Raw genomic sequence first — 26,892 nt, forward strand, 5'->3', positions numbered from 1 at the left:
TTGCCAATCTCCCTTGTGGGGGAGATATCCGGCAGGACGGAGGGGGTGCGAAGGAACGCTGTACGCCCCCGACAGCTTGCTGACGGAAACTGACAGCAATTCATGCCACGATGCTGGCCGATGACGATAGGCGCGATGCTGGAGGCGGGACGATGAAAGCGATGGCGCGGACGGCACCGAACGGGACGGTCGGCTGATGGCCCCGGTCAAGGTCGATCCCGACAAGGTCCGGGAGTTTCCGGATCCGGAAAGCTTCTATGCCTGGCTCGGCAAGCACCACGCCACGGAAACAGAAGTGTGGATCAAGATCCACAAGGTGGGGTCGGGATTGAAGTCGATCACGCCCAAGGAAGCCATCGACGTCGTTTTGTGCTTCGGCTGGATCGACGCGGTGCGCAAGGGGCTGGATGAGAAGAGCTTCCTGCAGCGCTACACGCCGCGCGGCAGGAAGAGCATCTGGAGCAAGATCAACATCGACAATGTCGCGCGGCTGGTCGCGGAGGGCCGCATGACCGAACATGGGCTCAAACAGGTCGAGGCGGCCAAGGCCGACGGACGCTGGGCGCGTGCCTATGGCAGCGGCAAGGAGATGAAAATCCCCGACGACCTGCAAGCGGCGATCGACGCTGAGCCGGCAGCGAAGGCGATGCTTGAAAAACTCAGCGCGCAGAACCGTTTCTCGCTCGCCTTCCGCACCCACAACATGAAGACCGAGGCTGGCCGCAAGAAGAAGATCGCGACCTTCGTCGACATGCTGAAGCGCGGCGAGACGATCTATCCGCAGGGTAAGAAGTGAGCCCCTCAGGCGCCCGGTCAGAGATCGCATGGCGCGCCGCCAGCCGATACCCCGCGTTTATCGAGATATTCGTCAAATGCTGACGTATGACGCGAGAGGATTTAATCCACAGGGCAAGAAGTGAGGTTTGGGACGGGGTGGTTGGGATACGTTGGCGCTTGAACACCCCCTCTGTCCTGTTGGACATCTTTCTCCTGAAGTGATCGATATCCGGGAGCATCCGCATATGAATACGCGCTCCAACAAGGTCGTCCTCGTCACCAGTGACGAGCGCAAATTTTCACGGCAGGCCGGCTTTCATCGATGTCGGGCGTTGCGTGAACCGCTTCAGTATCTGAATCGTGAGATTGCTCTAACTGCTTGCTTTCGCGTGACCCGTTGGCCGGCGTGTCGCGCATCGGGCGAGAGAACGACATCGCCGGTGGACGAAGGATAGCACGGCGGCTACCTTTTCGAGAGCCGCGACGATCGAGCGGCAGGACTGGTCGCTGGGAGTCGTTGCCGTTGAGAACAGTTGCTTCGTGGACGACGGCGCTGGTTCTCATTGTCGTCGTCGCGTGTGTCGGGGCCGGCGCCGCGCTTGCCCAGACTTCTCCCGACCTGGCTTCACCTCCCAGCCCGTCATCGAAAGAGATATCGGTCGGGATAAAGGAGGCGCCGCCTTTCGCGTTCAAGCTGCAGGACGGCAGTTGGTCCGGATTGAGCATCGACCTCTGGCAGAAAATAGCCGCGCGGCTCAACCTTCGCTTCCGCTATATCGAGGTGCCTGCTGTACAGGACCAGATCGATGGCGTCGTCGGTGGTAAGTTCGATGCGGCGATGGCCGCGATCACGGTCACGGCCGACCGCGAAAGGGTCGTCGACTTCACGCAACCCTTTTTCTCGACCGGGCTCGGCATCGCGACACCGCTCAACAATCAACCGTCATGGCGGCCGGTGCTGCATGCGCTGACCTCGTTCGGCTTCCTGCAAGCGGTGCTGGCGCTGATCGTCATATCGGTCGTGGTCGGCGTTCTGATCTGGATGTTCGAACGCCGACACAATGATGATTTCGGCGGCGGCGTCGCCAAGGGCCTGTTTTCCAGCATGTGGTGGTCGACCATCGCCGCGACACAGGCCAGCACCGGCGACTTCGGTCCGCGAACCGTGCCGGGACGCGTGCTGGCCGCGCTCTGGATGATCGGATCGATCATTGCGATCGCAGTGTTCACCGCGGGCGTCACATCGGTGCTGACGGTAACGCAGATGGAAGGATTGGTGCAGGGCGAGAGCGACCTTGCCGCGGTCAGGGTCGGCGCGGTGCAGAGTTCGTCGACGGCGTCCTATCTGGATTCGACCCAGATACGCCATCAGGATTTTGCCTCTGTCAAGGAAGGCCTCGATGCGCTGCGTGCCGGCAAGATCGATGCGCTGGTCCACGACAAGCCGCTGCTTGGCTGGCTGGTGGGGCAGAACTACGCAACGAGCCTGCAGGTTCTCGACGCGACCTTCGACCAGCAGCAATATGCCATTGCGCTGCCGCTCGGCAGCCCGTTGCGCAAGTCTCTCGATGTCGCCTTGCTGCAGACTATCGAAAGCGACTGGTGGAAGCAGGCCGTTTTCCAGTATCTGGGCGAGAAATAGCCAGGCGGGAAGCTGGGAGAGGCGCACAAAAAAAGACCGCCCTCGCTTTCTGCGAGTGGCGGCCTTGGGAGGAAGTCCGAGCAATTCCAGGAAAAGTGTGAAGCGGTTTTCCGTCCGGAATTGCGTCAAAACAAAAGCTCGATCAAGCCGCCTTGGCGTGCTTGACGGCAGATATCACTGGTTCAGGTCGACCGGCGTCACTCCAAGCAGCTTCAGGGCGTTGGCGAAGGTCCGGATGCCCTGTGCCTGCTTGCGCTCGGCACAAAACCGGTTCGCCTTGTCCTGGAGCGCGGTTGCCTCGGCGATCTCCCTGGCATTGGCACCAGGATCGGCTTTCGTTTGAATGGCCCCGTCGAGTTGAAGACCGAGCCGGCTGCAATATTCGCTCCGGGTAACCGCGGCTTCCGCACCCGACTGTGCGACCGCAAGCACGGCGAGCGAAATGCCTGTCAGGGCACCCATCCATCCGGTCGAACGTCGTTGCATGTTTCGGGACCATCCTTGCGTTGTGCCGCAGCCAGCTTCGGCCGCCGCGGGGACGGTTATGACAGGCGATGTTTTCGCGAGTTTTTCCGCAGTGTTGAATCTTGTTTCTGGAGTGTGTCTGGGGGTGAAGCTGCCAATCTCCCCCCTCGTGGGGGAGATGCCCGGCAGGGCAGAGGGGGGCGCGAAGGATCACCAGGTTCGTTAGTATCGCGATAGGTATAAACTCTTCGGCGTAGATCGATGGATTGAGACGCCGGCGGGACAACGCCCCCCTCTGGCCTGCCGGCCATCTCCCCCACGAGGGGGGAGATCGGCTGTATGCGGCGCTTGCGCCTCTTCCTTTGCGGCCATCCTTCGCGTAAGGCGCCGGGCAAATCCTTTTGTCGCAGGCATTCTCCCGGAAACCGCATGATCAGACTTGAAAGCATCAGCAAGCAGAACGGCCGTCAGCTTGTCTTCGTCGAGGCGTCGGCGGCCCTGCAGAAGGGCGAGAAGGTCGGCCTTGTCGGACCCAATGGCGCCGGCAAGACGACGCTGTTTCGCATGATCACCGGCCAGGAGCAGCCCGACGAGGGTCAGGTGCAGGTCGATCGCGGCGTCACCATCGGCTATTTCAGCCAGGATGTCGGCGACATGGAAGGCCACAGCGCGGTGGCCGAAGTGATGAACGGGGCAGGGCCGGTGAGCGAAGTCGCTGCCGAAATGGCAGCGCTCGAGGCAGCCATGGCCGATCCCGACCAGGCCGACCAGATGGACGAGATCATCGAAAAATATGGCGAGGCGCAGCACCGCTTCGAGGAGCTCGACGGCTATGCACTGGACGGCCGCGCCCGCGAAGTGCTCGATGGTCTCGGCTTCTCCCAGGAGATGATGGACGGCGATGTCGGCAAGCTGTCGGGCGGCTGGAAGATGCGCGTGGCGCTGGCCCGCATTCTTCTGATGCGGCCCGATGCGATGCTGCTCGACGAGCCGAGCAACCATCTCGACCTGGAAAGCCTGATCTGGCTCGAATCCTTCCTGAAGAACTACGACGGCGGCCTCTTGATGACCTCGCACGATCGCGAATTCATGAACCGCATCGTCAACAAGGTGGTCGAGATTGATGGCGGTTCGCTGACGGCCTATTCGGGAAACTACGAATTCTACCAGCAGCAGCGGGCGATCGCCGACAAGCAGCAGCTGGCGCAGTTCGAGCGCCAGCAGGCGATGCTGGCCAAGGAGATCGCCTTCATCGAGCGCTTCAAGGCGCGCGCCTCGCATGCCGCGCAGGTACAGAGCCGGGTGAAGAAGCTGGACAAGATCGACCGCGTCGAGCCGCCCAAGCGCCGCCAGACCGTATCCTTCGATTTTCAGCCGGCGCCGCGCTGCGGCGAGGACGTGGTCACGTTGAAGAACGTCCACAAGGGCTATGGCAGCCGCTCCATCTATGAGGGGCTCGACTTCCAGGTCCGCCGCCGCGAGCGCTGGTGCATCATGGGCGTCAACGGCGCCGGCAAGTCGACGCTCTTGAAGCTGGTCGCCGGTGCTTCCGAGCCCGACAACGGGACGGTCGCGCGGGGGCCTAGTGTGAAAATGGGCTATTTTGCCCAGCACGCCATGGAAGTACTGGAAGGCGAGCGCACCGTGTTCCAGACGCTGGAGGACGCGTTCCCGCAAGCCGGCCAGGCGCCGCTCAGAGCGCTCGCCGGCTGCTTCGGCTTTTCCGGCGACGAGATCGAAAAGAAATGCCGCGTCCTGTCAGGCGGCGAGAAGGCGCGGCTGGTGATGGCGCTGATGCTGTTCGACCCGCCGAACCTTCTGGTGCTGGACGAGCCGACCAACCACCTCGACATCGCCACCAAGGAGATGCTGATCACCGCACTGTCGCAGTATGAAGGCACCATGCTGTTCGTTTCGCACGACCGGCATTTTCTGGCAGCCCTTTCCAACCGCGTGCTGGAGCTGACGCCCGAAGGCATCCACACCTATGGCGGCGGCTATACGGAATATGTCGAGAGGACGGGGCAGGAGGCTCCTGGGTTGCGAAGCTAGGGAGACGGCGGCTATGTGTGAGGAAGAGGTCCACGTACTCTCCACAATGCGTGGGAAAGGCTCCGGCATGAGAATTGCAATGTCGGTCGCATTGGCCGCGACCCTGGCGGGATGCGCGACCTCTCCGGTCGACTATGGGACGTCGCTTTCGCAGCAAGACCAGAAATGGGCATCGCCCGAATGCCAGCAAGCCCGCGTGGCGGCCTCGGACTACGAGGTTCGCGAGAAAGAGCATCCCGGATGGGGTTTCGGCGTCTTGCTTGGCCCGTACTCAATGGGGCTCGTTGCAGCCATCAAGGAGCATGAGCAGAAGGAACGAAAGCTGTTTGCCCGCGAGGTGCACCTGCAATGCTCGAGCCTCCCCCTGCCGAAGGAGTTGCAGGGTGATCTAAACCCCGCGAGTGCTCAGACGAAATATCCGTAGCCACGACCGACAGGCCAGGTCCTGGTCGTCGATGACAGCGAGGCGGTTGTCCGATTATCCCCCAGCCAGCCGCGGCAGCAAGAAAATCTCCGCCCCCTCCGGCAGCTTCTTCGACCAAGTGTCGCGATAGATCGTCCCGTCGATGGCGACGGCGATGCCTTTGTCGATCAAGGGCTCAAGGCCGGGATACTGTTCAGCCAGCTTCCTGAACAGCTCCCTTATGTCCTTGGCCTCGATCTCGACCTTGTTCTTGCCTCCGGCGACAGCACCTAGCGATCCCCAGAGCGTCACTTCGACCATCAGCCTGCCCGTTCCTCCAGCGCCGCCAGAATGCGCGGCGGCGACATCGGGATATGCGTCATCCGCACGCCGACCGCATTCGATACCGCATTGGCGATCGCAGCCAGCGGCGGCACGATCGAGGTCTCGCCGACACCGCGCACCCCGTATGGGTGGTTGGGGTTGGGGATTTCGAGGATCTGCGTGTCGATCATCGGCAGGTCAGAGCAGACCGGGATGCGATAGTCGAGGAAGCCGGGATTCTGGAGCCGCCCGTCCTTGCCGTAGATATACTCCTCGTTGAGCGCCCAGCCGATGCCTTGCGCGGCACCGCCCTGGTACTGTCCCTCGACATAGGTCGGGTGCACCGCCTTGCCGGCATCTTGCACGACCGTGTAGCGCAGCACCCTCGTGGCGCCGGTCTCGGGATCGACCTCGATATCGCAGATATGGGTGGCGAAGGAGACGCCCGCGCCGTCGGCGACGAGTTCGCTGTGGCCGGCGATCGGTCCGCCAGTCTTGCCCGACTCCACCGCGATCTCCTTCAGCGACAGCTTGCCGAGATTGCCATGCTTCTCGCCCTTGGCGATCGCGTGGCCCTTTTCCCAGACCACGTCGTCGACGGAAATATCCCACATCTGCGCGGCGCGTTCCCGCAGGATCTTGATCGCGTTGCGGGCGGCCGAGATCGTCGCCATGGAGGACGAGAAGGTGCCGCGGCTGCCGTCCGTCATGTCGTTGTAGCCGAGGCTGGAGGTATCGGCGACGATCGCCTTGACCTGGCTATAGTCGATGCCGAGTTCTTCCGCCGCCACCAGCGACAGCGACGCGCGGGAACCACCCACATCGACCGTTCCGACGGCAAGCGAGACGGAGCCGTCCATGCCGATGTTGAGGTCGGTGCAGGTCTGGCCGCCGAAGTTGAACCAGAAGCCGCAAGCCATGCCGCGGCCCTGGTTCTTGCCCAGCGGCGCCTTCATGTGCGGATGGCTCTTCACCGCCTCGAGCGTCGGCCCGATGCCGATCGGGCCGTAGACGGGGCCGTAGGAGGATCTGGTGCCTTCCTGGGCGGCGTTCCTGATCCGGAACGCGACTGGGTCCATACCGACCTCCTTGGCCAGCTCGTCGATCGCGCTTTCCACCGCGAACGCCGCCATCGGCGCCGACGGCGCGCGATAGGCGGCGGTCTTCGGCCGATTGACCAGCACTTCGTAGCCAACTGTCTTGACGTTCTCGAGCTTGTAGCAGGCAAACGCGGTCATGGCGCCGATCTCGGCCCACATGCCGGCATAGGGGCCGCAGGAATAGCGCAGCGTCGCCTCGGCGGCGGTGATCGTGCCGTCCTTGCGGGCGCCGATCCTGACATCAATCGATGTGGCGCTTGTCGGCCCGGAAGCGCGGAACACCTCGTCGCGCGTCATCACCAGCTTGACCGGGCGGCCGGCCTTGCGCGACAGCGCCAGTGCGACCGGCTCGGCCCAGACATGGGTCTTGCCGCCGAAACCGCCGCCGATCTCCGAGGAGGTGACGCGCAGCTTGGAAGCTTCCATGCCGAGCAACTGCGCACAGTGCTGGCGATAGACGAAATGGCCCTGCGTGCAGACCCAAAGGTCGGCGGTACCATCCGAGCTGACATTGGCCACGCAGGCATGCGGCTCGATATAGCCCTGGTGCGTCTGCCCGGTCTTGAACGAACGCTCGACGACGAAATCAGCCTCCCCGAAACCCGCCCCGACATCGCCGTGGCCGAACTGGCTGCGCTTGGAGATATTGGACGGCTTGACGGGCTTTTCCTCCAGGCCCTCGGTGAAGATCGTGTCGTTGATCAGCGGTGCCGTGTGCTTCGCCGCCTCGTCGACATCGGTGACATGCGGCAGAATCTCGTAGTCGACCTCAATCAGCTTCAGCGCCTGCCTCGCCGTGCGGGCGTCCACGGCTGCGACCGCGGCCACAGCATGGCCGTCATAGAGCGCCTTCTTGCGCGCCATGCAGTTGTCGAGGATGTCGTACATGGCGGAATCGCCATTTGTGAGGTCGGGCAGGTCGGCCGCGGTGATCACCGCCTTCACGCCGGGAAGCTTCTCTGCCTTCGACGTGTCGATCTTGCGGATCGTCGCATGGGCGTGCGGGCTTCTGAGGACGCGTCCGACCAGCTGGCCGGCCATGTTGAAGTCCGCACCGTAGCGGGCGCGGCCCGTCACCTTGTCGACGCCGTCGGGGCGGATCGGACGTGTGCCGACCGATGTGAAGTTGCGGGCCGAATAACGCGGATCGAAATTCATGGTCAGGCTCCTTTCATCACGGTGGCGGCGTCCTGGACGGCGCGCACGATCTTGTCGTAGCCGGTGCAGCGGCACAGGTTGCCGGCGAGGCCGAAGCGGATTTCCTCCTCGGTCGGGTCGGGGTTCTTGGCCAGAAGGTCCTTCGCCGCAATCAGGAAGCCGGGCGTGCAGATGCCGCATTGGAGTGCTGCGTGCTCGAGGAACTTCTGCTGCAGCGGATGCAATTTGTCGCCATGCGCCATGCCCTCGATGGTCTCGACGCGCCGGCCTTCAGCCTCCGCGCCGAGCACGAGGCATGAGCACACCAGCCTGTTGTCGAGGATGATGCTGCAGGCGCCGCAGTCACCGGTGCCGCAGCCTTCCTTGGCGCCCGTCAGCCCCAGGCGATCGCGCAGGACGTCGAGCAGCGTCTCGTCCGGTTGGCAAAGATACTCGACATTGTCGCCGTTGATTGTCGTTGAGACTGCAACACCAGCCATCATTTGCCTCCTGCACGTGCGTAGGCGGTCGTGGCGGCCCGCTTGGCCAGCACGCCCGCAACCTTTCTTCTGAATTCGATGGTGCCGCGCTTGTCGTCGATCGGACGGCAGGCGCCCGAGCAGACCTTGGCGAGCCGCTCCAGCGTCGCTTCGTCCAGCTTGGAGCCGACGAGAACCTCCGCCGCCTCTTCGACCAGAAGCACCGTCGCCGCCACGGCGCCCAGCGCCACGCGGGCCGATTTCACGACACCGTGCTCATCGAGCGTCAAATTCACGCCGGCGCTGACCACCGCGATATCCATCTCGGTGCGTGGAATGAAACGCAGATAGGCATCGCCCGAACGCGGCGCGCGCTTGTCGAGCAGGATCGCCTCGATGATCTCGCCTTTGGCCAAGGACGTCTTGCCCGGCGCGGTCGGTACGCTCTGCACGGGAATCGTGCGCCTGCCCGCCGGCCCGACGACCGATGCCCTGGCGCCGGCCGCCACCAGCGCCGGCACACTGTCGGCAGCCGGCGAGGCGTTGCAGAGGTTGCCGGTGATCGTGCAGCGTCCCTGTACCTGTTTCGAGCCGATCAGCTTGGCCGCTTCGACGACGCCAGGCCATGCCTTCTTCAGGGCAGCGCTCTCTCCCAGGACGGCGCAGGGGACCGCCGCACCGATGCTGAAGCCTTCAGGCGTTTCCCGGATCTCGCTCAGGCCGTCGATCGCCTTGATGTCGACGATCAGGTCGGGTTCGACAAAACCGCCCTTCATCCTGACCAGGAGGTCGCTGCCTCCCGCGAGGATGGCGGCCGTGCCAGCCGCACCGGCCAATTGGCCAACGGCATCTTCGATTGAAAGCGGACGTATGTAGCGCATCGTCTCCCCTTGGTTATCGCAATCTCAGCGACCGTTATAAACAGTCTCCTCATAATGGCTATCCGGTTCCTCATCTGCGGCGATTGGGCCAGAGGGCGCAAATAGACCGAACTGGCGTGCGTGCTGGGTGGCCGGAACCGGCTTCGAGGTGATTTTCGGGAAACTTCGGCTATGGATCAAGTACGCTCATTCGCCTATGTCCGTCTTTGGACCCGGAACGGCCTGTATCAGCGGTCGATGCGGCAGTGTTAACCGCCAATTGCGCGTCAAAGGCACGTTTGTAGGCGGGCCGCGCCTCGCCGCGGGCGACATAGGCTGAGAGGTTCGGATAGTCGTCCAGCATACCCGACGCTTTCAACCTGAGCAGCACCGACACCATCATCAGGTCGCCGGCGCTGAACGCGCCATCGAGCCAGTCGTCATCGCCGAGGCGACGGGAAAATTGGCCCAGCCGGTTACGGACGCGATCCTGGACGAGAGGCATGCGTTGCGCGGACCAGGACTTGTCGCTCTCAAAGAGCCAGGCGGTTCCGAATTCAAGGATCGGCGGCTCCATCGTGCTGAGCGCGGCGAACATCCACGTGATCGCGCGCGCCCGGGCATTCGCATCGTCCGGCAACAGGCCCGCATGGCGCTCCGCAATATGGAACACGATGGCCCCCGTCTCGAACAAGCCGAGGTCGCCCTCTTCGTAGGTCGGAATCTGCCCGAAAGGATGAAGCGCCAGATGTGCGGGCTCCTTCATCGCGCTGAACGAAACGAGACGAACCTCGTAGGGTTGGCCCACTTCTTCCAGCGCCCAGCGAACGCGCGTATCACGCGCCAGTCCCTTGCCGCCATCGGGCGACCGTTCGAAGGCTGTGATGGTGGCGGTCATTGGAAGGCTCCGGGTGAAGGGTTGGATATCCAGTTTCTGCTTTGCATCCAAAGGACGAACGACCGTCGTGGCTCCCGACATCCTACCTCGTTTTCTTTGGCCACGGGATTTTGCGCTCCGGACCTATTCCGGTTTGCCGAACCATCGCGAAGCGGCCTGAGCAGCTTCCTCGGGGCTTGGGTCAGCGTCAGCAGCCCAGGCGACGAAGCCATCGGGGCGTATGAGCACAGCACTCAAGCCCAACCGCTCCTTGTCACCCGCGACATAGGCGATCCGCCCCCTCCAGCGGCTTGCAAGCGCTTGAAGCGGAGACCTGATATCGAAGTCCAGAAGCAGGCCTCGCCCCTCCCTGAGGCGTTCGCCGAGCCTTGTCCCGTCTACCAGCTCGAAGTCGGGCGCGCCGCGGCCGACCAGTGGATGGGCACCGCTAAGATCGTAGCGGAGAGAAACACCCCACACGCGCTCGGCGAAGTATGTCGCGCCGTCGCTTGTGTCGATGAGATCACGGACGATGGCTTCGATCGCGCGCGAACTCCGGCTTGGCCGCATGAGGGCGACCTGGGCGCGCGACCAGTCGAGGACCTGCGCTCCCACCGGCTGCCGTTCGCTTCCGTAGCTGTCGAGCAGACCGGCCGGCGCATCGCCGCGGATCGTGGAAGCCAGCTTCCAGCCAAGGTTCATCGCATCGCCAAGCCCGAGATTGAGCCCCTGGCCGCCCAAGGGGGAATGGATGTGCGCGGCATCGCCGGCGAGCAGCACCCGACCTTTGCGGTAAGCCGTCGCCTGGTAGGCGCGATCCGTCCAGGTGGTGGCAAGCCGAAGCGCCGTCACTGTGACGTCGGTGCCGGAGATATGCCGCAACACCGCCTGCACCTGATCGAGCGTGATCGGCTGGGTTCGGTGGAATGTGCCGCCGTCGAAATCGACCATCGCGATCACTCCGGGCGGCGAGTAGGTATACATGCCTGTCGGCGTGTAGTGGCCGCCCACGCGGAGCTTGTCGGGATCGGCCATTTCGACTTCAACGGAATAGCCGGTGAACTCGGGATCGGTGCCGACGAACTCGAAGCCGCCAGCCTTGCGAACCGTACTGCGGCCGCCATCACAAGCAACGAGCCAGCGTCCGCGAAAAGTCCCGCCGCCGGCGCGAATGGTCACGTCTTCGCCCGATTGGTCGAAGTCTTCGACGCCGACGCCGCGCCTGATCTCGACCCCCATCGCGCTTGCACGAGCGGCCAGGACGGTTTCGAGGGACTCCATCTCGCCCGCCATGCTGGTGCCGGCCGGACCTGGCAGGCGATATGGCCACTTCGAGGTGTCGATGGTGTCGTGGTGGAACTGGATGCCGGCAAAATGGCCCCCGGGGCGGCGCGGCTGTTGCATCCAATGCGCGGCAGCCGATGCGCTGCTACCCAGGTTATCATTCGTGGGCGCCGCGATGTCGTTCAACAAGCCGCGACGGTGGAAGGCTTCAACGGTGGGCACTGTTATATAGCCCGTGTCGGAAAAGGCAGACTTACTCACCGCGTAGAGCCGGTCGGCATTTCAGCTCGCTGGCTGAACCAGTGCTTATGGTGGTGCGCGCCTACATGTCCCTGGCCGGATTTTCGAGGTCGGATTGATCGCGAAAGCCGCTCGCGGCACTCAGCCCGATCTGGCCGGCTGCCAGCTGCAAAAGTTGCACGCGCGAGGCGACCTCCAATTTACGATAGATGTTGTTCATATGGATTTTCAGCGTGCCTTTCGAGATGCCGATATCGAACGCGATGCGTTCGTACGGTGTGTCGGCGGCAACCAGTCGGGTGATCTCCATCTCTCGCCTGGTCAGCAGCGACGATAGTTTTTGCCATTTGACCCGCCGGGACGCCTCGTTGTGCATGGCCTTGCCGACAATCTCGGCCGGCAGCCAGCGGCCACCCGCGGCAACCTCGTGGAGGCATCTGAGCAGTGCCTCGACGGCGGTCTCCTTGAACACGATTCCGGCAACGCCAACCGCGACCGCGTCGTAGAGCTGGGCTTGCGAGGCACCGACCGTCAAAATCACGCAAAGCGTTGCAATGCCCTGCCTGCCGATTTCAGCAGCGATGTCGAGACCGCTCAGTCCCGGCATGCTGATGTCGAGCACGGCGACATCAGGCACGTCGCGCCGGATCATTGCCATGGCGACGGTGCCGTCCTGCGCCGAACCGACCACCCGGAAACCGGGATCGCGGGCAATCAGGTCGGTCAGGCCGTGGAGCAGCAGCGGATGGTCGTCAGCAACGAAAACCGTAGTGACCATCGTCAGCTCACCAGCAGCCGGCCTTTGGTGCCATGGCTCCATGCCGGAAAATTGTTATCGATGGGTGGCGACCAGCGCCCGTGCTCGGTCATGGCGTCTTCTCCCTTTGCGTGTCTCCACGACGCGCCAGTGACTGCTTCTCGCCGGAAGCGGGCATCGAAACCCGGTCCGCATCCCCCGAAGCGCGAGGCCATGCTGACAGAAGCAGCGCGGCTGCGCAAAACATTAGCAGTTGCTTAGTTAATCCTGAAGCGGCGCCTCTAGCAAGGCGCGCAACGTCGGATTGAAAGAAGACGTCGCTCAAGAGCGGTGATGCTTGTCTTCATCTTGAAAAAACTGCCGCCGCCGTCAGGAAAAGTTCGCAACTCGGCTCGTGAAATTCACTTACTGAAAATAATTGAGCCGGTATCGCGATATTATTCTTTAAGGGAAGAAGCAATTTTTCGAAATTAACGCTGCCTTGCTGTCTATAACCCGGGGTATATGGACGGGTGCATTGCAACCTGCGAAATATGGTTTGGGAAATATTAACGTCTGGGCGATCGTTGGGGATCGTGTAGGGGTTGGGGCTCTGGGTGTGGGTGTAGCAGTCAGTCTGACGACGGGCCAGTTCCGTCATCCGGGAACAACTGTGTCCGGCGAATGGGAGGCAGTCTTTCCGCCGGTCCTTTTCCTGTTCAAAGCTTTAGTCACGAAACGATTGCTCGCCGGCCTGGCCGCGTTTTGCGGACAGCCGAATGCCCTGCGCCGGCATCGCAATCAGGTTGGGGTAGACGGTGGCGGCTTGACTGCCGACCGTACATCAAAGTGGAGGAAGTAACATGGCGATCGATATCGGCGGTGACGCACTTCTCGAGGCAACAACCATAGGATCGGGAACCGGCAACTACGATTCCTTCCTGCGGCTGCAGGCGACAAATGTCGAGGAGGGCTTCAATACCGACGAGAACGGCAATGTTCTCGACAACAAAGCCTCCTTCACGCACAGCCTGCAATATGGCGATCTGGTTCCGATTATCGTCGATGGCGTCGAATACATCGAATTCCGGCTGGACCTCAACGAAAGCAACAACGCTACGAGCGGCGAGATCACGCTGACCGACCTGAAGGTCTATCTTTCCGGCTCCGGGGCCACCCTTGCCGACTACACTGCGGGGTTTGCCGGTTTCGACTCGGTCTACTCACTCGACACCTCGCATCTGCTGATCGATGCCAACCACGGATCGGGAACGGACGATTACCGTGTGCTGATCCCCGTCAGTTCCTTCACGGACGCCGGCGTCACCGCCGATTCCTATGTGACGCTGTTTTCGGGCTTCTCGGGATCAAACGGCGGTTTTGAGGAGTGGCGCACCACGACGACGCCCGGCACTGGCACCGATACCCCGGGAATCGGCATCGACAAGATCACGATCGACGACGCGGCATCGGGCGACGGCCTGACGGTGCTCGCCGGCGATGCGATCAGCTGGCAATACACTGTGAGCAACACTGGCAACGTCGCTTTGTCGAACATCGTCGTAACCGACGACCAGGGCGTGGTTGTGACGCCGGTGCTTGGCGACGCCACTCACAACGTCGGCGATACCAACCTTGACGGCAAACTCGACACCAACGAGACATGGACTTTCATAGGCAGCGGCACGGCCATCGCCGGCAACTATGCCAATATCGGCTCCGTGTCCGGCACGGCAGGGGCGGTCACGGTCTCCGACAACGACGACTCCAGCTATTTCGGTGCCAACCCGCTGATCAGCGTCGACAAGGTGACGGTCGACGGAGCGACATCCGGCGACGGCCTGACCATTTTGGCGGGCGAGGCGATCTCCTGGAAATACACGGTCACCAATGGCGGCAACGTCGCGCTTTCGGGCATCGACGTGACCGACGACCAGGGCGTGGTCGTCACGGCGGATCTCAGCGGCGGCTTCAATGTCGGCGACACCAACCAGGACAACAAGCTCGACACCGACGAGGCGTGGAGCTTCACCGGCACCGGCGTGGCGGGCATCGGCGCTTACAGCAATATCGGCACGGCCTCAGGCTCGTTCACCGATGACGCCGGCCATACTGCCACCCCCGAGGATACCGACGGCTCCAACTACTTCGGCGCCAATCCGCATATCACGCTCGACAAGAAGACCAACGGCGTCGACCACGGCCTCAACATCTTCCAGGGGCAGGCAGTGACTTGGACCTATGATGTCAAGAACGACGGCAACGTCGCGCTCGCCAACGTCGTCGTCAAGGACGACAATGGCACGCTTGACACCGGCGACGACTTCAATGCCGCAGCGATAACCAGCGGCGGCTTCAATACTGGCGACATCAACCACAACAATCTGCTCGATACGGACGAGACCTGGCATTTCAAAGCTACGGGGGTCGCGCAGCTCGGCAGCTATGTCAACAATGCAACGGCCACCACCAATGCCTATGTCGACACGGCCGGACATTCACTCACGCCGACTGGTCTCGACAGCAGCGACTATGAGGGCTTCTCGAACAAGGCGCTGACGCAAGGGTTCTGGGGCAGCCACACGGACGCCTGGGACAATATTGCCAACAATGAGGGCAATCCGACCAAGAGCGCGGTCGCCAGCGGCGTCCTGTCCAGCCTGGACATCAATCCGCGCACCGACGGCTATTTGCTGCTCGGCGACAGCAACGGCGACGGCATTGCCAACGACGCGCACGACCTGCTGATTTCGATCTCTCTGGCCAAGGCCATCGAATCGAGCTCGACCGGTGGCGACGCGCGCGTCATCATGCTGCAGCAGGCGATCGCCGCCCAGCTCAACATCGACAACCACGTTGCGCAGCCCAACGACCTGATCGACGAGGCGGTGATGTGGCTGAAGGGGCAGGGCGCCTGGTCAGGGCTCGGCATCAATGTCGACGCCGACAACAATGGCATTGTCGATCAGAACAACGCCGGCACGGCGCTGGCGGGCAATGCGGTCAAGACAAACACGATTGCCTGGACGAAATATGTCGACGTCACCGACGCGAGTTCCGGCATCGCCGACTGGAACAGCGGCAAGGAGGCCGACGGCGAGGGCCTGAAGAATGCCCTGATGTGGTTCAACCAGGATCAACTGGTGACATCCGGGCCGGACGGTCACGTTGCCTGGTTCAACGGAACCAACATCATCGACGAGCATCCCAACACGCTCGATCAATTCTGGCTCGCGCTGCATGAAGTGGGGGGCCTGACGGGCATAGCCTGAGGCCGGCGTCCGGCCTCTCGGCCGTGTGCCTTGCCGCAGCGCCGCCCGCGTGAATTGGCATGGGAAGGGGCTCCACTATCTTCAACTCGGCGCAGGCCAGGATCAGGTCCTTGGGTCTGATCTTGATCGCCTGCGCCCTTTTTCTTGGGCTCGGTGGCGTGCTGCCGGTATCGTCGGGCCTCGGGTTGCTCTGCCTGGCGCTGGCGGGGCTCGGCGCTCTTCTGCTGTTGCGTACACGCAGTCCCGACACGGCCAAAATTGGCGTGGATGCCGCCCCCGGCGTCGCGGCGGCGTCGCGAGGCGCTGCCAGACCCGATACCAAACCCGGTGCACGGCAGCAGCTTTCCGAACTCGCGGTGGCGATCAAGTCCTGCCGTTCAGCCTTAGCCTCGGTCGCGCTGTTCAGCGGCGTGCTCAACGTGCTTATGCTCGCTGGCTCGCTCTACATGCTCGAGGTCTACGATCGCGTGCTGCCGAGCCGCAGCGTGCCGACACTCATCGGCCTCAGTGTGCTCGTCGCCATCCTTTATGCCGGCCAGGGCGTGCTCGATTTCATCCGCGGGCGCATCCTGGTGCGCATCGGCGGCGCTCTCGACGAGGCGCTCGGCGCCCGCGTCTATTCCAGTGTCCTCAAGCTGCCGCTCAAGGTCGGGCGCAACGGCGACAGCATGCAGCCGGTGCGCGACCTCGACAGCGTGCGGACCTTCCTGTCTGGCACCGGCCCGACCGCGCTGTTCGACCTGCCATGGCTGCCGCTCTATCTGGCCATCATCTTCATGTTCCATGTGCTTCTCGGCCTGACCGCCCTGGTCGGGGCGATCGTGCTGGTGCTGTTGACCGTCTTTGCCGAGCGGCTGACGCGCAAGCCCGTCACCTCCGGCACCCAGACCGGCATCATCCGCAACGGCCTGACCACGGCCGGCAACCGCAACGCGGAAATCATCGCGGCACTCGGCATGGGCGGACGGATGGCCAAGCGATGGGAAGAGGCCAATCGCGACTATCTTGCCGAGCAGCGCAGCGTCAGCGATATCGCCGGCGGCTTCGGCGCCGTGTCCAAGGTGCTGCGCATGCTGCTGCAATCGGCAATGCTCGGCGTCGGCGCCTGGCTGGTGATCGAGCAGCAGGCGACGGCGGGCATTATCATCACCGCATCGATCCTCAGCGGCCGGGCGCTGGCCCCCGTCGATCTGGTTATCGCCAACTGGAAGGGTTTCCTCACGGCTCGGCAAGGCTGGCAGCGGCTGACCAGGATTCTCGCCGCCGTGCCGGCCGACGCCGAGCCGATGGCCATGCCGAAGCCGCACCGCCACGTCTTCATGCAGGGCGTCAGCGTCGCGGCGCCCGGAACGCAGCGCCTGCTGGTGCAGGACGCCAGTTTTGCGATGGAAGCGGGACACGCCGTCGGCATCATCGGCCAGAGCGGCTCGGGCAAGTCGACACTGGTCAGGGCGCTTGTCGGCGCCTGGCCGCCCGCCGCCGGCAGGGTCCGGCTCGACGGCGCCGATCTCGATCAGTGGTCGCCGGAGGATCGCGGCCACTTCATCGGCTATCTGCCACAGGACGTCGAACTGTTTGCCGGCTCGATCGCCGGGAACATCGCGCGTTTCGAGCCCGATGCCGATCCCGCCTTGATTATTGCTGCCGCCAAGACGGCTGGCGCGCATGATCTCATCGTCGGTTTCCGCGATGGCTACGAGACGCAGATCGGCGAGCTCGGCGAGGCTGTCTCGGCCGGCCAGCGCCAGCGTATCGCGCTGGCCCGCGCGCTTTATCGCGATCCGTTCCTGGTGGTGCTCGACGAACCGAACTCCAACCTCGACGCCGAAGGCGAGCAGGCGTTGTTCCAGGCGATTGTCTCTGTGCGGCAACGCGGCGGCATCGTCGCGCTCGTGGCGCACCGGCCAAGCGCACTCGGCACGGTCGATTTCATCCTCGCCATGAATCAGGGCCGCGTCCAAGCGTTCGGCCTCAAGGAAGACGTCCTCAACAAGCTGTTTCCGCGGCCGCAGCCGTCAGTGGCCGTCGTGCCGCACCTCAGGCTTGCCACCGAGGAGCCGGCGCCACGGCCTGGCGTGGCCGCGGCTGGTGAATGAGGGGGAGGAACGATGCCGAGCTCCTCCCACCAAGCCATTCGACGCTACATGCGTTTCGGCCTCATTGCGGTCGCGCTGCTGGTCGGCGGCGTCGGCGGCTGGGCCTCGCTGACGCGGATTTCGGGAGCGGTCATCGCGTCGGGGGTTCTCGTCGTTGATTCCCACGTCAAAGACGTGCAGCATTCGACCGGCGGCATCGTCGGCGAGATTGCTGCGCGGGACGGCGACCGCGTCAAGCATGGTGCGCTGCTTGTACGCCTCGACCCGACCATGCCGGCGGCCAACCTGGCCGTCGTCACCAAGGCCCTCGACCAGCTGTCGGCGCGTGAGGCGCGACTCGAGGCCGAACGCCAGGGCGCCGACGCCATCGCCTTTCCGCAGGACCTTCTCGACCGCCGCGGCGATCCGGCGATCGCCGAGGTCATTGCCGGTGAGGAACAGGTTTTCGGGACGCGGCGGGCGGCTCGTTCCGGTCAAAAGAGCCAGTTGCAGGAGCGCATCCTCCAGCTGCAGAAAGAGATCGGCGGCGACACCGCCCAGGCCGATGCCAAGACGCAGGAAATCGCGCTTGTCGAGGAGGAATTGGCCAGCATACGCGCGCTATGGAAAAAGCGGCTGATCTCCATCGACCGCCTGACCGCCATGGAGCGCGAGTCGGCGCGGCTCGACGGCGAGCGCGGCCAGTTGACGGCCGCCCTGGCGCAGGCCCAAGGCAAGATCGCCGAGATCAATTTGCAGATCATCCAGATCGACCTCGAGCTCAGCACCGACGTCAACAAGGATTTGCGCGAGATCGACGGCAAGGTCGGCGAACTGACGGAGCGCAAGATCGCCGCCGAGGACCAGCTTAGGCGTATCGACATTCGTGCGCCGCAGGACGGCGTCGTGCAGCAGTCCATCGCCCATACGATCGGCGGCGTCATCACACCTGGCCAAACGATCATGCAGATCGTGCCCGACAGCGACAGCCTGACTGTCGAGGCCAAGATCGCGCCGAGCGACATCGACCAGCTCTGGATCGGCCAGCCGGCGGCGCTGCGCTTCTCGGCCTTTAACCAGCGCACCACGCCGCAAATCAACGGCACGGTCGAACGGACCTCGCCGGATACGACCACCGACCAGCGCACCGGCATCAGCTACTACACTGTCCGCATCGCGACCACGAGCTCCGAGGTGGCGCGCCTCGGCGAGGTCAAGCTGGTTCCGGGCATGCCGGTCGAATCCTTCATCAAAACCGATGACCGGACCGTGATCTCCTACCTCGTCAAGCCGCTGCAGGACCAGATCAGCCGCGCCTTCAGGGAATGAGAAGACGCTCGACAACGCCAACCCTTTGATCTTACCCCTACAGATCCGCCTCGGCGAAGATGCGCGAGGCCCAGTCGAGGAAGACGCGAAGGCGTGGCGAGAGTTGCCTGTTCTGCGGGTAAAGCGCCGACAGCGGCGTCGGCGAAGGCGGGTAGTCGGCCAGCACCTCGACGAGCGTTCCGTCCGTGAGATCCTTCTCGAAGCGATAGCGCGGCGCCTGGATGAGGCCGAGGCCAAGCCGCGCCAGATCGGCGGCGGTGTCCGAATTGTTGGCCGCCACGCGGCCCGGCAGCCGAACCTCAAGGGTCTTGCCGCCGACGGTGAATTCGAACGGAAGGGTCTCTCCGGTGCGCGACGAGACGAAGCCCACCGCCTGGTGACCGTCGAGCGCATCGGGGGAGGCGGGCGTGCCGTGGCGTTCGAGATAGGCGGGACTGGCGCAGGTGATCTCGCGTATGACAGCCAGGCGCCGTATGATCATGCCGCTGTCGGGCGGCTCGCCGACGCGGATCACGCAATCCACCCCCTCGCGCACGAGATCGACCAGCCGGTCGCTCTGGCCGATCTGCAGGTCGATCCTGACATAGCGGGCAAGGAACTCCGGCAGGCGCGGCAACAGGAATGTGCGGGTGAGCAGTGTGCTGGCGTCGATGCGCAGCAGCCCGTAGGGCTCGGCATTGCGGAAGGCGGCCTCGGCATCCTCGATCTCGGCCAGGATCGACAGGCAGCGCCGATAGTAGGCCTCGCCATCCTGCGTGGCGTTCACCTGCCGCGTCGTTCGTTCCAGAAGGCGCGCGCCGAGATGCTCTTCCAGCCGCCGGACCGCTTCCGTCACGGTTGAACGCGGCAGGCCGAGATCGGCCGCGGCAGCGGTGAAGCTGCGCCGCTCCAGAACGCGAATGAAGAGCCGCATCGTGTCCAGCCGATCCATGGCTTTTGTTCGCAGTTTCCGAATAGTGATGTCAATAGGCGGCTGATTATCCGGAAGTTGGCTTGGCCTATATCCGTGTCACCAACAACGCGGAGACACTTCCATGACATCTGATCAACCCAGAACGGCGATCGTGACGGGCGCCTCCAAAGGCATCGGTGCCGCGATCGCGCAGCGGCTCGCCCGCGACGGCATCGCCGTCGTCATCAACTATTCACGGGGCCGCGCGGAGGCTGAAGAGCTTGTCCGCACCATCAAGGCCGGCGGCGGCAAGGCGATCGCCGTACAGGCCGATATCGCCGATCCGAACGGCATCGCAGCGCTGTTCGACGCCGGCGAGAAGGCGTTCGGCGGCATCGACATCCTCGTCAACAATGCCGGCATCATGAAGACGTCGCCGATCGCGCAGACCGACGATGCTTCGTTCGACACGCAGATCGCGATCAATCTCGGCGGCGTGTTTCGCGGCATGCGGGAAGGCGCGCGCCGGCTTCGCGACGGCGGCCGTATCGTCAATTTCTCAAGCAGCGTCGTCGGCCTCTACCAGCCGGGCTACGGCGTCTACGCCGCCACCAAGGCGGGCGTCGAGGCAATGACCCACATCCTGGCCAAGGAACTCGGCGCGCGTCGTGTCACGGTCAACGCGGTGGCGCCCGGACCGATCGAAACCGCGCTGTTCACGGACGGCAAGAGCGAGGCGCAGATAGAGGCCATCGGCAAGATGATCCCGCTCGGCCGGCTTGGCCAGCCCGACGACATTGCCGGGCTGGTCTCGTTCCTGGCCGGGCCGGACAGCGGCTGGGTCAACGGGCAAATCATCCGCGCCAATGGCGGCGTGGTCTGAGGCGGCAATCAGCCGGCTTGGCTCTATCCAACAGCTTGAATCCACCCTCGAAAGACCAAGGAAAACGATCATGCCATTCGCCAACTTCAAGATGCCGCAAGCGGCCCTTTCCAAGGCGCAGAAGGAAGACCTCATCCATCGAACCACCCAGATGTTCGTCGACATTTTCGGCGAGGGCGTTCGCCCCTACACAATGGTGCTGGTGGAGGACGTCGCCGACGGCGGCTATGGCCGGGCCGACGAAGTGTTTACCGTGCCCGAAGCCTACCGCGCCAAGGAGTAGCGCGAGGGCAAGCGACGGCTTCAATTCTCGCAATACAGGGACGAGGAACCAGGTTCTTCAAGATCTGCGCCAGCACCCGGACCTTCGGTCCGACCTCCCCACAAGGGACCCACAAGGGACCGACAAGGGAGGTGGGGAGCCCAGCTTTTCCGCATCGTCGTAGGGCGCTGACCCACCGGCGTATACGCGCTTCCTCACCCTCCTCCTTGTGGGGAGGGTCGCTGCGAAGCAGCGGGGTGGGGGTCGGCGCGGCGCTGCTTGGGTCTCGCAGGCGCAAGCCTTCTGCCTCAATCGCTCTTGGTCATCCCAATCCAGTCGGCCGCCACTTCGGCGAACAGCCAATCGCGAAACGCTCTGATCTTCTTCTGGCGCAGCGCGCCGTCGCGGTAGACGACGTAGTAGCGCGAGGCGGATTTCAGCGCGAGGTCGAAGGGTCGAACCAGCCGCCCCGCGGCAAGGTCGGCCGAGACCAGCGCGCTTCGGCCGAGCAGCACGCCTTCGCCGTGCACCGCGGCCTCGACGGCGAAGGTGGCGGAATCGAAGCGCACGCCACGCTTGGGGTCGACATCGCCGACGCCTGCGTGTTCGAGCCATGTCGCCCAGTCGATGCGAAAAGCGTCATGAATCAATTTGTGATGCCTGAGATCCCCGGGCAGGCGCAGCGGATGTTCACCTTGCAGCAGTTCCGGGCTGCAGACCGGAAAGACCTCTTCGTCGGCGAGAAATTCCGCGGTCACTCCGGTATAGCCGCCCTTGCCATAGCGGATGGCGATGTCGATGCCGTCGCTGACGAAATCGGAAAGCACGCCAGACGTGGAGAGCCGCACGTCGATGTCGGCATTGGCGCGGTGGAAGCGATGCAGCCTCGGCACCAGCCAGCGGCCGGCAAAACCGTCCGATGTGCTGACATTCAGGATGCCCGTGGTGCGGTCGGGCGTGGCGGCGATGGTGGCGGCAGCGATCTGGTCCAGCGCTTTCCTGACTTCCAATGCGTAGGCCGCGCCGACAGGGGTCAGGCGCACGGACCGCGTCCCCCGATCGAAAAGCTGGATGCCCAGCCGGTCCTCGATGTTGCGAATGGCGCGGCTGACCGCGCCATGGGTCACGTTGAGCTCGCCCGCCGCCTTCGAGAAACTCAGATGCCTCGCGGCGGCCTCGAAGGCTGGCAAGGCGGTGAGGGGCGGCAGTCTGCGCGGCATGATCCACCTGTGAGCGTTGCTCACAAATCCTGCACAAAGAGTCGTTTGTCGTCCAGCCCGGAAATGTCCAATCTATAGGCGTAGCAGCGCATCCAGATCGGGCTTTCCATCTCGCCGCTGCGCTGAACGACCAGAAACAATGTGAGCGATCGTCATGCTCGTCCCTCGCGGACGGCGCCGGCACGCTTGCGCCCAGGCAAACACAGGAGACGGACAATGAACCCGACCTTCAACTCCATCAGCGCCGCGATGAGCGGTCTTGCCATCAGAATCTCGGCGGCCGTCGAGCGCCGCGGTTCGCTGCGCCAGGTGGCGCGCTTCTCGGACCATCGCCTGCACGATATCGGCTTCGAGCGCGACTGGGACGGTTCCATCCTGCGCAATGGGAGGGCGATATGACCAGCACCCTTATCATCGGCGCGACGGGGCTGCTCGGCAGCGAGATGGCGCAGGCCAGCGCCCGCAATGGCGATCGCCTGCACGTTCTGGTTCGTCCGGCAACAGCCGGCAATGAAGAGCGGATGCGCCCGTTCAAGGCATTGGGCGCCACGGTCCATGTTGGCGATCTCGACGACTATGACAGCCTTGTCCGCGCCGTCGGCAAGGTGGATCGCGTCATCTCCTCGGTGCATGTGGATTCGGCCAGCGAGATGACGCTGGTGCGCGCGCTCAGGGATGCCGGCGTGTCCCGCTATGTGCCTTCCGCCGGCTTCGGCCTCGACTTTGCCGCCGCCGCCCCGGATTCGATCCCGCCACTCGACCTCAAGCGCGACGTCTTCTCGGCGATCAAGGAGGCCGATCTGCCCTATACGGTGATCTACACCAACGGCTTCTTTTCGACCTGGGTGGCAACGCTGGGCGACTTGATGCGCTTCGGCTCGTCGCCTTTGCCTCCCGAAGAGGTGACGCTTTATGGCAACGGCAATGTGCCGGCGACATTCGTCAGCGAGAAGGACATCGCCGCCGTCACCTTGCGCGCGTTGAACGACCCCAAGGCCATCCGCAGCGAGATCCGGATCGCCCAGAACAAGATCACCCAGAACGAAATGATCGATCTGTGGCGCCGGGTGAGCGGCCGCTCGCCGCGCATCGTGCCCCAGAGCGCCGACGAACTGGAGGCGATGATCGCGGTAGCTCCCGGCCTCGGCTTGCTGCGGGCGTTCTGGATACGCGGCGAGACAGCGCTTGAAACGGCCACGCCGGAAGCCGGGGCGCTCTATCCGGAGCTGACTTTCGAGACGATCGAGCGCGCGTATGTGGCGATGGCGGGCACAAAGGGCCAACAGCGGCAGGGCTGAGGAGGCTCGGCGCCGACGCGCCGGGAAGTAGCCTACTTGCCGGCCATGTGATCGGCAAGCTCCTGGGCCTGGGCGAGAAGTGCCGGGAAGACCGGCTCGCTCGGCAGGTGCTCGCCCATGCAGGCGCGATAGTCGGCGTCCCCTTTTTCCCAGGCGACATTGGCGGCATCATACGCCGTTTCGTCCTTAAGGTCCGAGGCCTGGTAAGCCTCCTGGAATTTCTGGGCGGCGGCGTCCGCCGACGTCCACACGGCGTCGCAGGCCGCGATCTTGGGTATAGGCGCTGCCGCGGGCGCCGAGGCGATCATGACGCTGTTGCCCTTGACGAGCGTGACGATGACCTGCTGGTCGGGGTTCGGTCCTATGTCCTGCGCCCAGCCACCGAGCCGCGCGAAGGCGATGTCTGCGCCTTTTGGCTTCTTCAGCGAAAAGTCGAGAGTCCCCGTGAACGCTGCGTCGCTGTTGATCGCCTGGGTGTAGAAAGCATCGAGCTTCAGCGCCGCATCAATGCCGGCTGGCAGTCTGAAGTTTTCGTCCAGCTCGGCCGCCCTGGACTGGAGCCAGCGCTCGAGCAGCCCCCGCGTCGTTGCCACGAGGCTCGGGCCGTCATCGCTTTTGGCGTATCGCAAACCGTCGAGCATGCCGAATCCGATATCGGCATCGCTCAGGCTTCCGAGATTGATCGTGCCGTTTGCCGGGAAATCGGCAACCGCCAAGGGGCCGAGGATGGCGGACAGACGCCCTTCGAGATCGGCCAACGCCTTCGTTCCGGCGGCATCGAGCGTTTCCACGGGTTCGTTCGCGCTTGCCAGTGCAGCCATGGCGGAAATCGCCTTGTCGCGTGCGGCGATATAATCGTCCTCCGGCGAGGCCGCGAAAACCGTGCCGGTTACGAGCGCGAAGATGATGGTCCAAACCAGCCGCATGATATACCCCCCGCGATCCACAGGCCGGGAGCCATCGAGCAGCTTTGCGGCAATTGCGCGGCAGCGACCGTCGAAGCCAAACATCCTGGTCCATCGGGGAGGCAATCGGCCCATTAACCATCGATTAACTATCCGGTCGCCTTTGAATCAAATTTGGCGGATACTGTTTTTGGGCCGAACGAGGCTGCTCGAGGGACCTGGAAAGACAGCAATCATCAGCGTGGCGTGCCGCTTTCGGCCGCGCGGGGTACTCAAAAAAGAAGCGACGGACCACCGTCGCCTTGCGGGGAGGCGTCAGCATCATTTTTGATGAGGAGCGCCAGAATGAAGATCGAAGACGCAGTGATGGCGGTGACAGCCGAGGCCAACACGCTGCTATCTTGCCTCGGCCAGCCCGTCGTCGCCTACCACGTCACGGCAATCATGCGAGAGGCAGACCTGGAACACGCCAGGCAGATGCAGCTTGTCTTGATGCGACGAAGCATCGAGGCGCTCGTCGATGACGGCCTCGAGACTATGGCGGCCGAACATTTTGTTTCACAGTTCCATGGTCGCGTTGGTTTGACCTGGAGGCTGCTCCACGCTTCGGATGGCGTGGCGCATTGAAGGGATGGAGCCACCCGTGCCCCTGCGCAGCCCCGCTTACCCCTTCCGCTTCTCCACCTCGGTCTTCCGCAGCAGGAACCGCTGGATCTTGCCGCTCGGCGTCTTCGGCAACTCGCTGACGAACTCGACCTCGCGCGGATAGGCGTGAGCCGAGAGGCGCTTGCGGACATGCTGCGCCAGTTCTTCCGCCAGCGCCGGGCTACCTTGAAAGGTGGGCGCCAGGATGACGAAGGCCTTGACGATCTCCGTGCGCTGCGGATCGGGAACGCCGATCACCGCCGCCTCGTTGACCGCCGGATGCTCGATCAGCGCGCTTTCGACGTCGAACGGGCCGATGCGGTAGCCGGCCGAGGTGATGACGTCATCGGCGCGGCCGATGAAGGAGATCGAACCGTCGGGCTCGAACTCGACGGTGTCGCCGGTGCGGTAATAGCCGCCTGCTATGGCCGGCGTTTCGGCTTGGTGATAACCGCCGAACCAGCGCAACGGCGACTTCGCGATGTCGACGGCGAGAATGCCGGGCTGGTTGGGGCCAAGTTCGTGGCCGGCCTCATCCAGCACGACGATGCGGTAGCCCGGCATGGCAAAGCCGGCCGAGCCGTGGCGCACCGGGTGCGACAGGCCGTGATGGTTGTTGACCATCATGCCGTTCTCGGTCTGGCCGTAATGGTCATGGATGGGGGCTGCGAGATGGGCATCGAACCAGCGGATAACTTCCGGGTTGAGCGGTTCGCCGGCGCTGCTCACCACGCGCAGGCGGCCCTTGACGCGGGCGGCGGACGCCGGTCCCTCCGCCAGCAGCAGGCGGAAGGCGGTGGGCGAACCGGCAAGGCTGGTGACGCCGAGGCGCTCGATGATGTCGTAGGTGCTTTTGGCGGTGAAGGCGCCCTCGTTGAAGGTCGTGGCGATGCCGAGCAGCAAGGGTCCTGTGATGGCGTAATAGAGGCCATAGGCCCAGCCGGGATCGGCTATGTTCCAGAAGACGTCGTCGGGCCTCAGCCCGATCGCATCGCGCATATAGGCGCCGAAGGCCATCAGCGCGCTGAGCGGCACCGGCACGCCCTTCGGGAAACCTGTCGTGCCCGAGGTCGACATCATCATGAACAGATCGTCGCCCTTGCGCATCACCGGCTCGCATTCGGGCGCGGCGGCGGCAAAGGCGGCGCGGAAATCGATGTCGCCGGCCGGCAAGGGTTCGCCGGGGGCAAGGATGGTCGCAACCCGCGGGCAGTCCTCCACCTCGTCGAGCTTGCCGCGATTGGCGATGTTGGTGACGACGAGCTTGGCGCCGCTGGTCTTCAGCCGGTGGTCGATGGCCTTGGGGCCAAAAGCGGTGAACAGCGGCTGGTAGACCGCGCCGATGCGCCAGGTGCCGAGGATGAGCGCCACCAGATCGGGAATGCGTGGCAGCATGCCGGCGACGACGTCGCCGGGGCCGACGCCGGCGGCTTTCAGGACGTTGCCTACCCGCGCGGACATGTCCTTGAGTTCGTCGAAGCTGAACCCCCGCAGGTCGCCACCGGCGGAGATGGCGCGCAACGCCAGCCGGTTTCGGCCGGTGTGACGGTCGCAGCATTCGATGCAGGCATTGATGCCGGTGGCCGGATCGCCGTGAAGTTTTGCGATCTCATCCGAGAGGCGAAAGCGCGCGACGGCATCGCTATAGCGCGGCAGCGCCGGAGTTGTGTGGCTCATGGCAGTCCTCCTCCCGAGGCGCCGCATCTCCCCTTGCGGCGCTGTCGCCTGTGAGCTT

At 63.8% G+C, this 26,892-nt stretch carries 24 protein-coding genes; 12 read left to right on the top strand and 12 right to left on the bottom strand.

Annotation, left to right across the window (positions count from 1 at the left end; translation table 11 throughout):
• Nucleotides 1–196: 196 nt before the first annotated feature.
• Together NKI38_RS25210 and NKI38_RS25215 are read left to right on the top strand one after the other, a co-directional pair.
• On the top strand, nt 197–796 hold the full coding sequence (locus tag NKI38_RS25210) for a YdeI/OmpD-associated family protein (protein WP_352662132.1): 600 nt from the start codon (nt 197–199) through the stop codon (nt 794–796).
• A gap of 504 nt (nt 797–1,300) precedes the next feature.
• The gene (locus NKI38_RS25215) at nt 1,301–2,419 is read left to right on the top strand and encodes a transporter substrate-binding domain-containing protein (RefSeq protein ID WP_352662135.1); all 1,119 of its coding nucleotides are present in this window, start codon (nt 1,301–1,303) and stop codon (nt 2,417–2,419) included.
• Between the two features lie 174 nt (nt 2,420–2,593).
• Here the strand turns inward: NKI38_RS25215 and NKI38_RS25220 are convergent, their stop codons facing one another.
• The gene (locus tag NKI38_RS25220) at nt 2,594–2,905 is read right to left on the bottom strand and encodes a hypothetical protein (RefSeq protein ID WP_352662138.1); all 312 of its coding nucleotides are present in this window, start codon (nt 2,903–2,905) and stop codon (nt 2,594–2,596) included.
• A 408-nt stretch (nt 2,906–3,313) separates the two neighbouring features.
• On the opposite strand from NKI38_RS25220, the gene NKI38_RS25225 reads away from it, so the two are divergent.
• Both NKI38_RS25225 and NKI38_RS25230 read left to right on the top strand, forming a co-directional pair.
• A complete protein-coding gene (locus tag NKI38_RS25225; RefSeq protein WP_352662141.1) occupies nt 3,314–4,936 on the top strand; it encodes an ABC-F family ATP-binding cassette domain-containing protein in 1,623 nt (540 codons plus the stop codon).
• Between the two features lie 67 nt (nt 4,937–5,003).
• Nucleotides 5,004–5,360: a hypothetical protein gene (locus tag NKI38_RS25230; protein ID WP_352662216.1), complete on the top strand. Its 357-nt coding sequence runs from the start codon at nt 5,004–5,006 to the stop codon at nt 5,358–5,360.
• 54 nt (nt 5,361–5,414) lie between these two features.
• On the opposite strand, the gene NKI38_RS25235 is transcribed toward NKI38_RS25230, so the two are convergent.
• From NKI38_RS25235 to NKI38_RS25265, 7 genes are all read right to left on the bottom strand, one after another.
• Nucleotides 5,415–5,660: a MoaD/ThiS family protein gene (locus tag NKI38_RS25235; RefSeq protein WP_352662144.1), complete on the bottom strand. Its 246-nt coding sequence runs from the start codon at nt 5,658–5,660 to the stop codon at nt 5,415–5,417.
• On the bottom strand, nt 5,660–7,921 hold the full coding sequence (locus NKI38_RS25240; protein WP_352662147.1) for a xanthine dehydrogenase family protein molybdopterin-binding subunit: 2,262 nt from the start codon (nt 7,919–7,921) through the stop codon (nt 5,660–5,662). The genes NKI38_RS25235 and NKI38_RS25240 overlap by 1 nt, the downstream gene beginning before the upstream one ends.
• A gap of 2 nt (nt 7,922–7,923) precedes the next feature.
• Nucleotides 7,924–8,400: a (2Fe-2S)-binding protein gene (locus tag NKI38_RS25245; RefSeq protein WP_352662150.1), complete on the bottom strand. Its 477-nt coding sequence runs from the start codon at nt 8,398–8,400 to the stop codon at nt 7,924–7,926.
• Nucleotides 8,400–9,260 carry an FAD binding domain-containing protein gene (locus NKI38_RS25250; protein WP_352662153.1) on the bottom strand — a complete coding sequence of 287 codons (861 nt, stop codon included), beginning with the start codon at nt 9,258–9,260 and terminating at the stop codon, nt 8,400–8,402. The genes NKI38_RS25245 and NKI38_RS25250 overlap by 1 nt, the downstream gene beginning before the upstream one ends.
• Nucleotides 9,261–9,429: 169 nt before the next feature.
• The gene (locus tag NKI38_RS25255) at nt 9,430–10,137 is read right to left on the bottom strand and encodes a glutathione S-transferase family protein (RefSeq protein WP_352662155.1); all 708 of its coding nucleotides are present in this window, start codon (nt 10,135–10,137) and stop codon (nt 9,430–9,432) included.
• A gap of 123 nt (nt 10,138–10,260) precedes the next feature.
• A complete protein-coding gene (locus NKI38_RS25260) occupies nt 10,261–11,661 on the bottom strand; it encodes an FAD-dependent monooxygenase (RefSeq protein WP_352662157.1) in 1,401 nt (466 codons plus the stop codon).
• Between the two features lie 61 nt (nt 11,662–11,722).
• A complete protein-coding gene (locus tag NKI38_RS25265) occupies nt 11,723–12,418 on the bottom strand; it encodes a response regulator (RefSeq protein WP_352662160.1) in 696 nt (231 codons plus the stop codon).
• An 821-nt stretch (nt 12,419–13,239) separates the two neighbouring features.
• On the opposite strand from NKI38_RS25265, the gene NKI38_RS25270 reads away from it, so the two are divergent.
• From NKI38_RS25270 to NKI38_RS25280, 3 genes are all read left to right on the top strand, one after another.
• A complete protein-coding gene (locus tag NKI38_RS25270) occupies nt 13,240–15,648 on the top strand; it encodes a beta strand repeat-containing protein (protein ID WP_352662163.1) in 2,409 nt (802 codons plus the stop codon).
• A gap of 356 nt (nt 15,649–16,004) precedes the next feature.
• Nucleotides 16,005–17,744, top strand: coding sequence for a type I secretion system permease/ATPase (locus tag NKI38_RS25275; protein WP_352662219.1), 1,740 nt, complete (start codon nt 16,005–16,007; stop codon nt 17,742–17,744).
• A gap of 12 nt (nt 17,745–17,756) precedes the next feature.
• Nucleotides 17,757–19,052: an HlyD family type I secretion periplasmic adaptor subunit gene (locus NKI38_RS25280; protein ID WP_352662165.1), complete on the top strand. Its 1,296-nt coding sequence runs from the start codon at nt 17,757–17,759 to the stop codon at nt 19,050–19,052.
• A gap of 37 nt (nt 19,053–19,089) precedes the next feature.
• On the opposite strand, the gene NKI38_RS25285 is transcribed toward NKI38_RS25280, so the two are convergent.
• A complete protein-coding gene (locus NKI38_RS25285; protein ID WP_352662168.1) occupies nt 19,090–19,983 on the bottom strand; it encodes a LysR family transcriptional regulator in 894 nt (297 codons plus the stop codon).
• 103 nt (nt 19,984–20,086) lie between these two features.
• Here NKI38_RS25285 and NKI38_RS25290 point away from each other — a divergent pair, with 103 nt between their 5' ends.
• Both NKI38_RS25290 and NKI38_RS25295 read left to right on the top strand, forming a co-directional pair.
• Nucleotides 20,087–20,827: an SDR family oxidoreductase gene (locus tag NKI38_RS25290; RefSeq protein WP_352662171.1), complete on the top strand. Its 741-nt coding sequence runs from the start codon at nt 20,087–20,089 to the stop codon at nt 20,825–20,827.
• A 70-nt stretch (nt 20,828–20,897) separates the two neighbouring features.
• Entirely contained in the window at nt 20,898–21,110 is a 213-nt protein-coding gene (locus NKI38_RS25295; protein ID WP_352662174.1) for a tautomerase family protein, read from the top strand.
• A 287-nt stretch (nt 21,111–21,397) separates the two neighbouring features.
• Here NKI38_RS25295 and NKI38_RS25300 read toward each other — a convergent pair whose 3' ends face one another.
• Entirely contained in the window at nt 21,398–22,309 is a 912-nt protein-coding gene (locus NKI38_RS25300) for a transcriptional regulator GcvA (RefSeq protein ID WP_352662177.1), read from the bottom strand.
• A gap of 216 nt (nt 22,310–22,525) precedes the next feature.
• Here NKI38_RS25300 and NKI38_RS25305 point away from each other — a divergent pair, with 216 nt between their 5' ends.
• Both NKI38_RS25305 and NKI38_RS25310 read left to right on the top strand, forming a co-directional pair.
• Nucleotides 22,526–22,708, top strand: a complete 183-nt coding sequence (locus NKI38_RS25305) for a YjiS-like domain-containing protein (protein ID WP_352662180.1) — start codon at nt 22,526–22,528, stop codon at nt 22,706–22,708.
• Nucleotides 22,705–23,607: an NmrA family NAD(P)-binding protein gene (locus NKI38_RS25310; protein ID WP_352662183.1), complete on the top strand. Its 903-nt coding sequence runs from the start codon at nt 22,705–22,707 to the stop codon at nt 23,605–23,607. Before NKI38_RS25305 ends, NKI38_RS25310 begins: the two co-directional genes overlap by 4 nt.
• Nucleotides 23,608–23,639: 32 nt before the next feature.
• Here NKI38_RS25310 and NKI38_RS25315 read toward each other — a convergent pair whose 3' ends face one another.
• Entirely contained in the window at nt 23,640–24,533 is an 894-nt protein-coding gene (locus NKI38_RS25315) for a hypothetical protein (RefSeq protein WP_352662186.1), read from the bottom strand.
• Nucleotides 24,534–24,857: 324 nt separating this feature from the next.
• Here NKI38_RS25315 and NKI38_RS25320 point away from each other — a divergent pair, with 324 nt between their 5' ends.
• Entirely contained in the window at nt 24,858–25,139 is a 282-nt protein-coding gene (locus NKI38_RS25320) for a hypothetical protein (RefSeq protein ID WP_352662188.1), read from the top strand.
• 36 nt (nt 25,140–25,175) lie between these two features.
• Here the strand turns inward: NKI38_RS25320 and NKI38_RS25325 are convergent, their stop codons facing one another.
• Nucleotides 25,176–26,834, bottom strand: a complete 1,659-nt coding sequence (locus NKI38_RS25325) for an acyl-CoA synthetase (protein WP_352662190.1) — start codon at nt 26,832–26,834, stop codon at nt 25,176–25,178.
• Between the last annotated feature and the right edge of the window lie 58 nt (nt 26,835–26,892).

Source organism: Mesorhizobium sp. M0621, from assembly GCF_040320745.1.
In the GTDB taxonomy this organism is placed as follows: domain Bacteria; phylum Pseudomonadota; class Alphaproteobacteria; order Rhizobiales; family Rhizobiaceae; genus Mesorhizobium.